Raw genomic sequence first — 13,543 nt, forward strand, 5'->3', positions numbered from 1 at the left:
GCAGATTCTTGTTACCCATGGGTACCGAACCGGATCCCGAGCGCCTAGGCTGCGCCGTATGTCGGACCTCTCAGCAGACGCAGCGGCCCCCGAACAGCCCGGCACCGCCCCCGCGGGCGGCAATCCGGCCGCCCCGGGCGGAGGCCGCACCGTCACCGCGGCCGTCCCGCCGTCCCTCGTCGCCAGGCTGGCCGCCGGGATCACCGCCACCGGCGAGCCGGACCTGGTGGAGACCCTCGCCCCGCTGACCGGCGAGCGCCTGGCGGGCCTGCCGCAGTCCAGCACGGCGGACGTCGAGGTGGCCTACGAGCTGGCCCGCCGCGCCCAGCCGGCCTGGGCCGCGCTGCCGGTGCGCCGCCGGGCCGCCGTGCTGCTGCGCTTCCACGACCTGCTGCTCAAGCGCCAGGACGAGGTGCTCGACCTCGTCCAGGCGGAGACCGGCAAGGCCCGGCTGCACGCCTTCGAGGAGGTGCTGGCCGTCGCCATGGCCGCCCGGCACTACGGGCGCGCCGCGCACGGCTACCTCCGGGACAAGCGGCGCGGCGGCGCGCTGCCCGTGCTCACCCACGCCGTCGAGGCCCGCCGCCCCAAGGGCGTGATCGGCCACATCTCGCCGTGGAACTACCCGCTGGAGCTGTCCGTCGGCGACGCCCTGCCCGCCTTCGTGGCCGGCAACGCCGTCGTCAACAAGCCCGACACCCAGACGGCGCTGACCGCGCTGTGGGCCCGCGAGCTGCTGATCGAGGCCGGGCTGCCGGCCGACCTGTGGCAGATCGTGATCGGCGACGGTCCGGTGGTCGGCCCGGCCGTGGTCGAGCACGCCGACTATGTCTCCTTCACCGGCTCCACCCGCACCGGCCGCGACGTCGCCCAGCGCGCCGCCGCCCGGCTGGTCGGCGCCTCGCTCGAACTCGGCGGCAAGAACGCCATGCTGGTGCTCTCCGACGCCGACCTGGACGCGGCCGCCGCCGGTGCCGTCCGGGCCTGCTTCTCCTCCGCCGGGCAGCTGTGCATCTCCATCGAGCGGCTGCTGGTGCACCGCTCGGTGGCCGACGACTTCCTCGAGCGCTTCGCCGCCCGCACCCGGGCGCTGCGCCTGGGCGGCGGGCTCGCGTACGGCGCCGACATGGGATCGCTGGTCTCCGTACGGCAGTTGGACACCACCACCCGGCACGTGGAGGAGGCCGTCAAGGCCGGTGCCACCGTCCTCGCGGGCGGCCGGGCCCGGCCCGACCTCGGCCCGTACTTCTTCGAGCCGACCATCCTCGACGGGGTCACCCCGGAGATGGCCGTCTGCGCCGAGGAGACCTTCGGCCCGGTGGTCTCCGTCTACCGCTTCGACACCGAGGACGAGGCGGTGGCCGCCGCCAACTCCACGCCGTACGGCCTGAACTCCAGCGTCTGGACGCGGGACCTGCGGCGCGGCCGGTCGGTCGCGGCGCGGCTGCGCACCGGCACCGTCAACGTCAACGAGGCGTACGCGGCCACCTACGGCTCGGTCGGCGCGCCGATGGGCGGCATGGGCGACTCCGGGCTCGGCCGGCGCCACGGCGCCGAGGGCATCCTGCGCTTCACCGAGGCGCAGACCATCGCGACCCAGCGGCTGATGCCGATCGCGCCCGCCTTCGGGCTGGACGACGAGAAGTTCGCCGCCGTGATGACCAGCGGGCTGCGGGTGCTCAAGGCGCTGCGCTTCACGTAGGGCCGCCGTCCGGGCTTGCCGGGCAGAGGGCTCTCACGCGGGGCGGTGCGCGCGCCCGCGGCAGGCAGGTACGACCTCGAAGGGGCAGGGCAGATGGTGGAGTCCGGCGGTGCGGCGGCGGAGTTCGACTACGACGTGGTCGTGGTCGGCTCGGGCTTCGGCGGTTCGGTGGCCGCCCTGCGGCTGACCGAGAAGGGGTACCGGGTCGCCGTCCTGGAGGCCGGCCGCCGCTTCGAGCGCGGCGAACTGCCGCGCGACTCCTGGGACCTGCAGAACTACCTGTGGGCGCCCAAGCTGGGCCTGTACGGCATCCAGCGCATCCACCTGCTGGCCAACGTGCTGATCCTGGCCGGCGCCGGGGTCGGCGGCGGCTCGCTGAACTACGCCAACACCCTGTACGTGCCGCCGAAGGCGTTCTTCGAGGACCGCCAGTGGCGCCACATCACCGACTGGCAGGAGGAGTTGGCGCCCTTCTACGACCAGGCGCAGCGGATGCTCGGCGTCCGGCTCAACCCGACGCTCACCCCCTCCGACGTCCACCTCAAGGCGGCCGCCGAGACGATGGGCGTCGGCGACACCTTCCACCCGGCGCCGGTCGGGGTGTTCTTCGGGGACGGCGAGGACAGCGACGGGGAGGCGAAGGCGGCCCCCGGCGGCGAGGTCGCGGACCCGTACTTCGGCGGCGCGGGCCCGGCCCGCAAGGCCTGCGTGGAGTGCGGGGAGTGCATGACGGGCTGCCGGCACGGCGCCAAGAACATGCTCACCGAGAACTACCTGTACCTGGCCGAGAAGGGCGGCGCCGAGATCCACCCGCTGACCACCGTGGCCCGGATCAGGGAGTTCGACGGCGCCCACGGGAATCAGGGCTACGCCGTGGACGTGCGCCGCACCGACTCGCGTTCGAAGACCGACCGGGTCAAGGCCGGAGCGCGGACGATCACCGCGGCCAGGGTCGTCGTCGCGGCCGGCACCTACGGCACCCAGTCGCTGCTGCACCGGATGCGCGACGCCGGCCACCTGCCCCGGATCTCGGCCCGGCTCGGCGAGCTGACCCGCACCAACTCCGAGGCCCTGGTCGGCGCCCAGACCACCGACCGCCGCTACGGGACGAAGGCGGACTTCACCAAGGGCGTCGCGATCACCTCCTCGATCCACCCGGACGCCAACACCCACATCGAGCCGGTCCGCTACGGCAAGGGCTCCAACGCGATGGGCGCGCTGTCGATCGCCCAGGTCCGCGGCGGCGGCCGGGCGCCGCGCTGGCTGCGCTACCTGGGCAACTCGGCGCTGCACCCGGTGACGTTCGCACGCTCGATGAACCAGCACCGGTGGTCCGAGAAGACGATCATCGGCCTGGTGATGCAGTCCCTGGACAACTCCATCACCGTCTCGCTCAAGAAGGGCCCGCTCGGCAAGCCCCGGCTCACCTCCGCCCAGGGCCACGGCGAGCCCAACCCCACCTGGATCCCGGCCGCCGAGAAGGGCGCCCAGGCGCTGGCCGACGAGATCAACGGCTTCCCCGGCAGCACCGTCGGCGAGATCTTCGACATCCCGATGACCGCCCACTTCCTCGGCGGCTGCGCGATCGGCGACTCCCCGGAGACCGGCGTCGTCGACCCGTACCACCGGCTGTACGGCCACCCCGGGATCAGCGTGGTGGACGGCTCCGCCGTCTCCGCCAACCTCGGGGTCAACCCCTCGCTGACGATCACCGCGCAGGCCGAGCGCGCCCTGTCGATGTGGCCCAACAAGGGCGAGGCCGATCCGCGCCCCGCGCAGGGCGAGGAGTACCGGCGCGTCGCCGGGGTCGAACCGCTCGACCCGGCCGTGCCGAAGGACGCCTTCGGAGCCCTGCGACTGCCGCTCCTCCCGGTGCCGACCGTCCCCCCGAAGCAGGCCTGAGAACCCCGCCGCGACGGCCCTGGGCAGGCCAAACCTCCTGCCGTCGTTCTCGGTTGACATCGGTTCTGGTCCGGTGGGATAAACGGGCTCCCTGGGGGGACCAGGGACTCGTCGAGCGGGGGGAAAGCGGTCCATGACCAATTGCGCATGGTGCGGCGCGGCTTCGGTGGAGGGAGCGCCGGTCTGCGCGGCCTGCGGTCGGCCCGCCGCCCCGCCGCCGCCCGTACCGCCGCAGGCGCCCCCGTACGGGACCCCGCCGCCCGGCGCGCCCGGCTACCCGCCGCCGCCACCCGGCGCGGGCTACCCGCCGCCCCCGCCCGGCTACGGCCCGTACGAGCAGCCCCGGGGTCCGTGGGGGGCAGGGCAGCCGTACCGGCCCGCGTACGAGCGCTCGCCCCTGCAGCGCTGGCTGGGCGGGGACTGGCGCCCGGCGCTCAAGGCGGCCGTCGCCCCGGCCGCGCTGCTGCTCCTGGTGGCGCTGGCCCTCGCGATCCCCACCGAGAACACGGCCGGGGGCGCGTACGGCGGCCGCGTCGACTCGCCCGGCTTCGGCGACCGCTTCACCGCCGGGCTCGCCCTGGCCCTCAACGCGCTCGGCGCGCCGCTGCGGATCGGCAGCCGGGGCCTCCAGGGCCTCACCGAGAGCGCGGAGTACGAGGTCACGGCCGTGCCGCTGACCGTCACCGTGCTCTGGCTGCTCGCGCTCTGGCTCGGCCTGCGCCTCGGCGCGCGCCGCCTCAAGGGCGACGGCGGGCAGCTGACCCGGGGCCAGGCCGCCGGGGAGGCGCTGCGCGCCGCCGTGGTGACGGCGGCGGTGACGCTGGTCCTCGGGCTGGTCTCCGGGACGACCTGGGCCCCGGCCGTGAACCGCCGCGTCACCCCCGACATCTACGGCAGCTTCGGCTCCGGGGGCTACGGCTCGGGAGCCCTCGGCTCCGCCAAGTCCTCCGGGGTCGAGGTCTTCGCGGAGTCCGGCTGGGCGCAGGCGATCGGCTGGGCGTCCCTGTTCACCTTCCTGGTGGCCTTCGCGGTCTACGGCACCGACGCGCTGCGCTGGGCGGCCTGGCGCAGCCGGGCCGTGCGCGGCTGGGCGGTGGCGGCCCTGACGGCGGGCCAGGCGCTCGCCCTGACCTGGGCGCTGGCCTCGGTGGCCGGCCTCGTCCTGGCCGCCTCCCACAGCGACAACGGCTGGCAGGTCGTGGCGGCCTTCGCCTTCATGCCCAACATGGGCCTGCTGCTGCTCGGCTTCGGCTCGGGGGCGACGCTCCAGGGCTTCGCCGTCAGCAGCAGCGGCGGAGGCTCCAGCTCCTGGCGGGACCCGTACTCGCACACCATCGAGTACTCCTTCTTCGACCTGCGCGACCTCAGCGCGGACTGGCGCTGGACGGGCGTGGCGGCGATCGTCTCGGCGGTCGCGCTCGGCTGGGCGGCGCACCGGCGGCGGCTGGACCTGACGGACCGGTTGCGGCTGGCCGGCATCCACGCGGTGGCGGTCACGGCGCTGACGGCGGCGGCGGGCGTGGCGATGACCACCTCGACGAGCATGACCGGGTGGACCTCGGCGGTGCGCTCCTCGATCTCGCAGGAGATGTCCTTCGGCCTGACCTTCGCGACCGTGCTGTTGGCCAGCGCGGTCTGGGCGGCGGCCGGCGCGCTGCTGATCCCCCCGCTGCTGGGGGCGGGCCGAGGCGGAGGCGCGCCGTACGGGGCCGAGCCGTACGGGGCCGTGCCTCACGGGGCCGAGCCGTACGGGCCCGGGGCGACGTACGCCGGGCAGCCGGTGCCGCCGCAGGCGCCGTACCCGACCGCCCCGGCGTACGGGTTCCCGGCGCAGGCGGCCGGGGCGCAGGACGTCACCCCGCAGCCGCCTGCGGCTCCGGTGCCGCCGCAGGCCGCTCCGGCGGCCGGGGCCGGGGACGTGCTCGGCTCGCACGACCCGGCGCCCGCGCCCGCGCCCGGGCCGGTTCCGGCGCCCGCGCGGCCGGCCGAGGAGCCGGTCGACCCGGAGGTGTGGCGCGACCACCCCTGATCCGACGGCACCCTGATCCGACGGCACCCCCGCGCCGGGGCCGGTCCGAGCGACCGGTCCCGGCGCGGTCGTGTGCGGCGGCTGTCCGAGGAGGTCCGAGGAGGTCCGGGAAAAGGGCAAAGGGCCCCGCGGGGGAACGGGGCCCTTTGTCACTCAGCACTCGGCGACAGGGCCGCGCCGGGTGCTGTGGTGACGGCGCCGGGGGAGGAGCGCCGTCGTGTCGGTCGGTCTCGGGCCCCTGCGCGGGCTCCGGCGTGGGTGGCCGGGGCGCGGGGCGTGCGCGCTCACGCGCGGGCGGTCGGTGCGCCGGTTCGCGCCCGTCCGCCACTCACGGAGCGTGAGGTGATCGACGGCGTCCGCCTCCGTGGGCGACGGCGTCGGTCCGGTCGTTCCGAAGGCCGTCCGGCCTTTCGGGTGAACCGTTCACATGCAGCATCGTGCTGGACGGAGGCCTTGCTCTGCAACCGATTCGGCACAGTTCGCCGCAGTTCGTTTGCCGCGGGGTCACCCGGGACGTCCTCGCCGGACCCTCGCCGGGCGCTGCGGACGGCCCCGGGGGGTGGGCACGGATGATCACGGTGCGTAGTGGATCGAACGGTCACGGCGCACGGGGACGCGCGTAGCGGCGCCAAGGGCGGCCGCGGACGTGCGCCAGGAGTGCGCCGGGGTGCGACGGTCGGCCCCGGGCGTCCCCGGCGCCGGCCGTCCCACCTCTGGGCCCAGTCGCGGCCGGGGTCGCTGTCCCCTGCTGGCCGGCCGCGGCACCCGCGCACGGTCCCACGGCGCCGACCTCCCCGGCGGGCCGGGGCGTCGGCGCCACATGCGCCGGTGGACTGGGGTGAAGCTCCACGCGTGGTCCTGCAGCCCGCACGGCGGCGCCCCCGGCCGGGGGCTTGGGGCGGCGCGCCTGGCGGGCGCGGCGCGGCCGTGCGGTCGTAGGAAGCAACGAACCTCGGCCCCGCCCGGTCACGGCCGGTTGGACGGGCAGACGAGTGAAACCGGACAGCCCGGTAGAATCGGTGTCCAGACACCCCACACCCGTCCGCCGCCGCAGCCCCCCGCCGGGGAGGCGGTCCGGTGCGACACCTCGATACCGCTGCCGGAAGGCCGTCTGTGTCCTCTGCAATTCCCAGCCAGTCCGTGCCGGACAACGACCCCGTCCTGGTGGTCGACTTCGGCGCCCAGTACGCCCAGCTCATCGCCCGTCGGGTGCGTGAGGCCCGGGTCTACAGCGAGATCGTGCCGAGCAGCATGCCGGTGGCGGAGATGCTCGCCAAGAACCCGAAGGCGATCATCCTGTCCGGTGGCCCGTCCTCGGTCTACGAGGAGGGCGCGCCGCAGCTCGACCGCGCGATCTTCGAGGCCGGTGTCCCGGTCTTCGGCATGTGCTACGGCTTCCAGCTGATGGCCAAGACCCTCGGCGGCACCGTCGACAACAACGGCGCCCGCGAGTACGGCCGCACCCCGCTGACGGTCTCGCGCTCCGGCTCCACGCTGTTCGAGGGCGTCCCGGCGCAGCACTCGGTGTGGATGTCGCACGGCGACGCCTGCTCGGCGGCCCCGGAGGGCTTCAGCGTCACCGCCTCCACCGACCTCGTCCCGGTCGCGGCCTTCGAGAACGACGAGGCCCGGCTGTACGGCGTGCAGTACCACCCCGAGGTGCTGCACTCCGACCACGGCCAGCAGATCCTGGAGCACTTCCTCTACCGCGGCGCCGGCATCGCCCCCACCTGGACCACCGGCAGCGTGGTCGAGGAGCAGGTCGCGCTGATCCGCGCGCAGGTCGGCGACAAGCGCGCCATCTGCGGCCTGTCCGGCGGCGTGGACTCCGCCGTCGCCGCGGCCCTGGTCAACCGTGCCATCGGCGACCAGCTGACCTGCGTCTACGTCGACCACGGCCTGATGCGCAAGGGCGAGACCGAGCAGGTCGAGAAGGACTTCGTGGCCGCCACCGGCGTCCAGCTGAAGGTCGTCGACGCCTCCGAGCGCTTCCTGAACGCGCTCAAGGGGGTCACCGACCCCGAGGAGAAGCGCAAGATCATCGGCCGCGAGTTCATCCGCGTGTTCGAGCAGGCGCAGGCCGAGATCATCGCCGAGGCCGGCGAGAGCGGCCAGTCGGTCGACTTCCTCGTCCAGGGCACCCTGTACCCGGACGTGGTGGAGTCGGGCGGCGGCACCGGCACCGCCAACATCAAGTCCCACCACAACGTGGGCGGCCTGCCGGAGGACCTCCAGTTCCAGCTGGTGGAGCCGCTGCGCAAGCTGTTCAAGGACGAGGTCCGGATGGTCGGCCAGGAGCTGGGCCTGCCGGAGGAGATCGTCCAGCGCCAGCCGTTCCCGGGCCCGGGCCTGGGCATCCGGATCGTCGGCGAGGTCACCAGGGAGCGCCTGGACCTGCTCCGCGAGGCCGACGCGATCGCCCGCGAGGAGCTGACCGCAGCCGGTCTGGACCGCGAGATCTGGCAGTGCCCGGTGGTGCTGCTCGCCGACGTCCGCAGCGTGGGCGTGCAGGGTGACGGCCGCACCTACGGTCACCCGATCGTGCTGCGCCCGGTCTCGTCCGAGGACGCCATGACCGCGGACTGGTCGCGCCTGCCGTACGACGTGCTGGCGAAGATCTCCACCCGCATCACCAACGAGGTCCGCGACGTGAACCGCGTCGTCGTCGACGTCACCAGCAAGCCGCCGGGCACCATCGAGTGGGAGTGAGCACTCCCCGCGAAGCCTGAACGGCCGCGCCGTCGTTCCCGTACCAGGGGACGGCGGCGCGGTCGTGCGTCGGCCCCCGCTCCCGGGGACGGGCCCCGCTGGGACGTCCCACCGAAAACGTTCAGGAGCGGGCAGAATGCGGACCGGACCTGTCAGGTGCTGGCGGGCCGTGAGGGAAGGTGTGAGCGATGTCGGAGGCCAGCAACTCCCGGCCGGTCGACGGGGGAGCGGCCGGACGGGCCCAACAGGCGGCGCAGCGGCGGGCGTTCGCGTCGAGGTACGCGCTGCTGCCCCTGCGGCTCTTCCTCGGCGTCACGTTCGTCTACGCCTCGCTCGACAAGCTCTCCGACGCGCACTACCTGGGCGGCGCGGCCGACCCGGCGTCGTTCGTCTCGCAGACCCAGGCGGCCAAGGCCGGCGGCAGCCCGATCTCCTTCCTGCTCGGCCCCGCCATCGACCACCCGACCCTGTTCGCGCTGGCCATCGCCTTCGGCGAGCTGGCGGTCGGCCTCGGCACCCTGGTGGGCCTGTGGGGCCGGATCGCGGCGCTCGGCGGCGCGCTGCTCAACCTCAGCCTCTGGCTGACCGTCAGCTGGAGCGTCTCGCCGTACTACCTCGGCAACGACCTGATCTACCTGCTGGCCTGGACGCCGCTGCTGCTGGCCGGGACGCCGTACCTGTCGGTGGACGGCTACCTCGCCCGGCGGGCCGGGCGGGACCGCGCGCGCGGGCTGGGCGACGAGCACGTGAAGCGGCGGGCGCTGGTGGACGGCGGCATCGCGGCCGTGGCGATCGGCGGCGCCGGGCTGCTCGCCGGCTCGCTGACCCGGACGTACGGGCGGGACGACAAGGCGGCGCCCAAGCAGTCCGCCGCGCCCGCCCCCACCGCCCAGGCCGAGGCCCCCTCGGTGGCGGCGGCGAGCGTGCCGGTGGGCGGATCGGCCCAGGTCAAGGACCCGGCCACCGGGGACGCCGTCTTCATCGTGCAGCCCAAGGCCGGCCAGTACTGCGGGCTCTCCTCGGTCTGCACCCACTCCGGCTGCGCGGTGGACGCCCCGAAGAACGGGCAGCTCTACTGCCCCTGCCACGGGTCCCGCTTCGACGCCGCGACCGGCGCGGTGGTCAACGGGCCGGCGAAGAAGCCGCTGCCGAAGTACGCCGTGACCAAGGACGGCGACAAGCTCACCCTCGGGCCGCTGCAGAGCTGAGCCTCAGGGGGAAGCCTCAGCCCCGGTCTCAGCCCCGGTCCCGGTCCCGGTCCCGGTCCCGGTTGCGGCGCGAGACCGCGACCACGGCCCCGGCCAGGCCGCCGGCGCCCAGGACGATGAAGGCGACCGGGATGACGACCCGCCCGTTCACCGACTGGTCGTTGAGCGCCGCGACGAGGTAGACGAGGGCGATCACGGTGAACAGCGCCCCCGCGATCAGCGAGAACAGGTCGAGCTGGTGCTTCCTCACTGCTGGACCACCTTGATGTTGCCCAGCCCGACACCGAGCTGGAGTGTGAAGGTGCCCTTCGAGGCTTGAGCGCCCCTCGGGTCGAGCTGGTAGGTGTGCTTGCCGGTGCCGTCGTGGCGGCCGTCCGGGAGCGAGACGTTGCCGAGGCCGACGGTGGCCGTCAGGTTCACCGTGACGTCCGCCGGCACGGTGACGGTCACCTGGCCGGCGCCGACCTCGACCTTGGTGGTGAGCGTGGCGCCCGCCGGGTCGAGGGCGGAGAGGTCGAGGCGGATCGACCCGGCCGCGAGGTTGTAGCGGTCGCGCAGGTCGCCCGCCGTGGCCACCGACCAGGAGCGGTCGCCGACGGCGTTGTCCATCGAGTGCGGCGTGCGGCCGACGACGGTCAGGGCGAGGGTCATCAGCAGGCCGATCGCGGCGAGCTTGCGGGCCTTGCCGACCTTCGCGGCGAGCAGCAGGGTCAGGCCGACCACCAGCAGGCCGGCGGCCAGCATCACCGTGGTCAGCTTGGTCGGGTCGGTGTGGCCGTAGCCGACCGACCAGACGGAGGCGCCGGCGCCGATCGCCAGCAGGAAGCCGAAGAAGCCGAGCGGCGAGCGCTCCCTGGGGTGGCGGACCACGGCCGGCTCGCGGCGGCGCGGCGGGCGCGGGGCCCTCGGCGGGCGGCGGGCGCCCTCCTTGCGCAGAGGGTCCCCCTCGGGCAGGTCGGCCCGCTGCCACCAGGGCTGGGCCGGGGGGACGGGCGGCGGCGTGGCCGAGCCGCCGTACGGGTTGCGCTCGGGGTGGCGCGGGTCCCACAGGTAGCCGCTGGGGCCGGGCGCCGGGGAGTCGGCCGGGACGGTGCCGGCGGCGCGCTCGGCGGCGTGCCGGGCGCGGGCCTCCTCGCCGTCGTCCGGGCGGGGCCACTGGTACGGCCCGCCCTCCGGGTACAGCCGGTCGTACGGTCCTCCGCGGCGCCCGCGACGGCGTCCGCGGCGGCGCTCGGGGTCGTAGCGCACCGCGAGGAAGACCAGCCCGGCGAGGAGCAGCAGCGGGAACATCTGGTCGCCGTTGCCCATCGAGGAGAAGAACACCCCGGTGCCGATCACCGTCAGCAGGACCGCGCCGATCGACTGGCCGTCGACCCGGCCGGTGAGCACCCGCTGGAGTTCGGTGCGCCCGCCGCGGCCCTGCCCGTCGGTGCTGCCCTCGAGCGGGACGACAAGCCAGGCCAGGCCGTACAGGAACAGCCCGAGGCCGCCGGAGAGGCAGAGCACCACGGTGACCACCCGGAAGACCACCGGATCGATGTCCAGGTGCCGGCCCAGGCCGCCGCAGACGCCGGCCACCACGCGGTGGCGCTCGGCCCTGGTGAGCGGCGGGCGCTCCGCCTCCGGCGGGGCGGCGGGCCCGGTCTCCTCGATGCGCTGGTCCTCGGTCATGGGGACCATCCTTCCGGCTGGGCCCGGCCCGGCCCAACCGGGTGCGTCCCTGTCCGTACCCTGACTTGTCCCTGATAAGGGGTAGGGCGCCACCCTGATGCGCCCGCGACCGCCCGCGTGGAACCATCGTGGCGTGGCAGCACCCGGTACCGATCCCCGCACCCTCGCCCCCGACCCCGCCTCGGGCGGCGCCGACTCCTCCGCGCCCGACGAGGGCCGCCCGCCCTACCGCCGGTTGTACCGCAGCCCGCACGGGCGGATGCTCGGCGGCGTCGCGCACGGGCTGGCGGTGCACCTCGGGCTGCCGGTGCGCTGGGTCCGGCTGGCGTTCGTGCTGCTGTTCTTCGCGCAGGGGATCGGCGCGCTGCTGTACGCCGCGTTCTGGTTCGTGGTGCCGATCGGCATCGGCGAGCCGGCGCAGCGCGGCGCCGCGCAGTGGGTGTACGTCAACGGGGTCTTCGTCCCGGCCGTCGGCCGCCCGCAGGGCGGCGCCGTCACCAAGGGCCGTACGGGGGGCGGTGGTTGGGTCGGGCGGATGCGTGAACTGCTCCAGCACACGCTCCAGGGTGAGCCGTCCGCGCCCGCCGCGCCGGTGGAGGCGGCGGAGGGGGAGACCGCCCCCGCGACGAGGAGCGGGCAGGGGGGCCTCGGCCAGCTCGCCGCCCTGGTGCTCACCGTCATCGGCCTGATCGCCCTGCTCAACCTGCTCGGCTGGCAGACCGCCAAGCCGTACACCTGGCCGCTGCTGGCGATCGGCGTCGGCGTCGCGCTGGTGTGGCGCCAGGCCGACGACTCGCGCTGGCAGCGCTGGTTCGGCCTGGAGGAGGGCGAGAAGCGGCGCGGCGCCTACACCCGGGTCGGTGGCGGCGTACTGCTCGTCGTCGTCGGCACCATCGCGCTGCTCGCCATGCAGGGCAACGGCTCCGGGCTCGGCTCGGTGGTCGAGGCCTCCCTCGCGGTGCTCGCCGGGGTGCTGGTGCTGCTGGGCCCGTACGGCCTGCGGCTGTGGCAGGACCTCGGCGCCGAGCGCACCGCCCGCATCCGCGCCCAGGAGCGGGCCGAGATCGCCGCGCACATCCACGACTCGGTGCTGCACACCCTGACCCTGATCCAGCGCCGGGCCGAGGACCCCAAGGAGGTGCAGCGGCTGGCCCGCTCGCAGGAGCGCGAGCTGCGGCTGTGGCTGTACCGACCGGAGGCCGTCGCCGAGGCCGCGCCGGACACCATGGCGGAGAGCCTGCGCGCCGCCGTCGCCGAGGTGGAGGACCGCCACGGCGTCCCGGTCGAGCTCGTCATCGTGGGCGACTGCCCGATGGACGACAGGATCGCGGCACAGATGCAGGCCGCGAGGGAGGCGACCGTCAACGCGGCCAAGTACGGTGGCGGGGGACCGGTCCAGGTCTACGCCGAGGTGGAGGGGAAGAAGGTGTCGGTGTTCGTGCGCGACCACGGCCCCGGCTTCGACCCCGACACGGTGCCCGAGGACCGGATGGGCGTACGGGAGTCGATCATCGGCCGGATGAAGCGCAACGGCGGCACCGCCCGGGTGCGGCCGGCGGCGGGCGGCGGCACCGAGGTCGAGCTGGAGATGGAGAGAACGCATGACTGAGGAAGCTCCGGAGCGTGTGGCGAGGGTCGTCCTGGTCGACGACCACCGGATGTTCCGGACGGGGGTCAGGGCCGAGATCGGCCGCACCGAGGTGACCGGCATCGACGTGGTCGGCGAGGCCGACGACGTCGACTCGGCGGTCCGCGTCGTCGCCGAGACCAGGCCGGACGTGGTGCTGCTCGACGTCCACCTGCCCGGCGGGGGCGGCGTCGAGGTGCTGCGCCGCTCGGCCGGGCTGATGGGCGAGCAGGGAGGGGTCAAGTTCCTGGCGCTGTCCGTCTCGGACGCGGCCGAGGACGTCATCGGCGTGATCCGCGGCGGCGCGCGCGGCTACGTCACCAAGACCATCACGGGCACCGACCTGGTCGACGCGATCTTCCGGATCGGGGACGGCGACGCGGTGTTCTCCCCGCGTCTGGCCGGCTTCGTGCTGGACGCCTTCGCCGCCACCGACACCCCGCCGGTGGACGAGGACCTCGACCGGCTGACCCAGCGCGAGCGCGAGGTGCTGCGGCTGATCGCGCGCGGCTACGCGTACAAGGAGATCGCCAAGCAGCTGTTCATCTCGGTGAAGACGGTGGAGAGCCACGTCTCCGCCGTGCTGCGCAAGCTCCAGCTCAGCAACCGCCACGAGCTGACCCGCTGGGCCACCGCGCGCCGCCTGGTCTGAACCCGGTCCGCGCCCCGTTCGTCAAGCCCGCCCGCCGGATTTC

General features: G+C 74.6%; 9 protein-coding genes and 1 pseudogene. 8 read left to right on the plus strand and 2 right to left on the minus strand.

Annotated elements, in window-relative coordinates; genetic code table 11:
* Nucleotides 1-58: 58 nt before the first annotated feature.
* From ACIRRS_RS15595 to ACIRRS_RS15620, 6 genes and pseudogenes are all read left to right on the plus strand, one after another.
* The gene (locus ACIRRS_RS15595) at nucleotides 59-1,702 is read left to right on the plus strand and encodes a succinic semialdehyde dehydrogenase (protein ID WP_402970368.1); all 1,644 of its coding nucleotides are present in this window, start codon (nucleotides 59-61) and stop codon (nucleotides 1,700-1,702) included.
* A 93-nt stretch (nucleotides 1,703-1,795) separates the two neighbouring features.
* Nucleotides 1,796-3,604, plus strand: coding sequence for a GMC oxidoreductase (locus ACIRRS_RS15600; RefSeq protein ID WP_402970371.1), 1,809 nt, complete (start codon nucleotides 1,796-1,798; stop codon nucleotides 3,602-3,604).
* Between the two features lie 133 nt (nucleotides 3,605-3,737).
* Complete coding sequence (locus tag ACIRRS_RS15605; RefSeq protein ID WP_402970374.1) at nucleotides 3,738-5,633, plus strand: hypothetical protein; 1,896 nt, start codon at nucleotides 3,738-3,740, stop codon at nucleotides 5,631-5,633.
* Nucleotides 5,634-6,746: 1,113 nt separating this feature from the next.
* Nucleotides 6,747-8,342 (plus strand): glutamine-hydrolyzing GMP synthase, encoded by a 1,596-nt coding sequence (gene guaA / locus ACIRRS_RS15610; protein ID WP_402970377.1) that lies wholly within the window; start codon nucleotides 6,747-6,749, stop codon nucleotides 8,340-8,342.
* A gap of 188 nt (nucleotides 8,343-8,530) precedes the next feature.
* Nucleotides 8,531-9,064 (plus strand): annotated as a pseudogene (locus ACIRRS_RS15615) (DoxX family protein); the annotation flags it as partial.
* Between the two features lie 207 nt (nucleotides 9,065-9,271).
* On the plus strand, nucleotides 9,272-9,550 hold the full coding sequence (locus ACIRRS_RS15620) for a ubiquinol-cytochrome c reductase iron-sulfur subunit (RefSeq protein ID WP_402970474.1): 279 nt from the start codon (nucleotides 9,272-9,274) through the stop codon (nucleotides 9,548-9,550).
* A gap of 28 nt (nucleotides 9,551-9,578) precedes the next feature.
* Here the strand turns inward: ACIRRS_RS15620 and ACIRRS_RS15625 are convergent, their stop codons facing one another.
* Together ACIRRS_RS15625 and ACIRRS_RS15630 are read right to left on the minus strand one after the other, a co-directional pair.
* Nucleotides 9,579-9,800, minus strand: a complete 222-nt coding sequence (locus tag ACIRRS_RS15625; protein ID WP_402970380.1) for a hypothetical protein — start codon at nucleotides 9,798-9,800, stop codon at nucleotides 9,579-9,581.
* The gene (locus ACIRRS_RS15630; protein WP_402970383.1) at nucleotides 9,797-11,221 is read right to left on the minus strand and encodes a PspC domain-containing protein; all 1,425 of its coding nucleotides are present in this window, start codon (nucleotides 11,219-11,221) and stop codon (nucleotides 9,797-9,799) included. Before ACIRRS_RS15630 ends, ACIRRS_RS15625 begins: the two co-directional genes overlap by 4 nt.
* 259 nt (nucleotides 11,222-11,480) lie before the next feature.
* Between ACIRRS_RS15630 and ACIRRS_RS15635 the strand changes: the two genes are divergently transcribed.
* The gene (locus ACIRRS_RS15635; RefSeq protein WP_402970477.1) at nucleotides 11,481-12,830 is read left to right on the plus strand and encodes a PspC domain-containing protein; all 1,350 of its coding nucleotides are present in this window, start codon (nucleotides 11,481-11,483) and stop codon (nucleotides 12,828-12,830) included.
* A complete protein-coding gene (locus ACIRRS_RS15640) occupies nucleotides 12,823-13,500 on the plus strand; it encodes a LuxR C-terminal-related transcriptional regulator (RefSeq protein WP_402970386.1) in 678 nt (225 codons plus the stop codon). Before ACIRRS_RS15635 ends, ACIRRS_RS15640 begins: the two co-directional genes overlap by 8 nt.
* Nucleotides 13,501-13,543 lie beyond the last annotated feature (43 nt).

It is taken from the genome of Kitasatospora sp. NPDC101183, from assembly GCF_044767945.1.
Taxonomy (GTDB): Bacteria; Actinomycetota; Actinomycetes; order Streptomycetales; family Streptomycetaceae; genus Kitasatospora.

Coding starts and splice junctions, on each gene's coding strand:
- ACIRRS_RS15635 (WP_402970477.1), top strand. CDS start 11,481: ATGCTCGGCGGCGTCGCGCACGGGCTGGCGGTGCACCTCGGGCTGCCG.
- ACIRRS_RS15600 (WP_402970371.1), top strand. CDS start 1,796: ATGGTGGAGTCCGGCGGTGCGGCGGCGGAGTTCGACTACGACGTGGTC.
- ACIRRS_RS15630 (WP_402970383.1), bottom strand. CDS start 11,221: ATGACCGAGGACCAGCGCATCGAGGAGACCGGGCCCGCCGCCCCGCCG.
- ACIRRS_RS15605 (WP_402970374.1), top strand. CDS start 3,738: ATGACCAATTGCGCATGGTGCGGCGCGGCTTCGGTGGAGGGAGCGCCG.
- ACIRRS_RS15595 (WP_402970368.1), top strand. CDS start 59: ATGTCGGACCTCTCAGCAGACGCAGCGGCCCCCGAACAGCCCGGCACC.
- ACIRRS_RS15640 (WP_402970386.1), top strand. CDS start 12,823: ATGACTGAGGAAGCTCCGGAGCGTGTGGCGAGGGTCGTCCTGGTCGAC.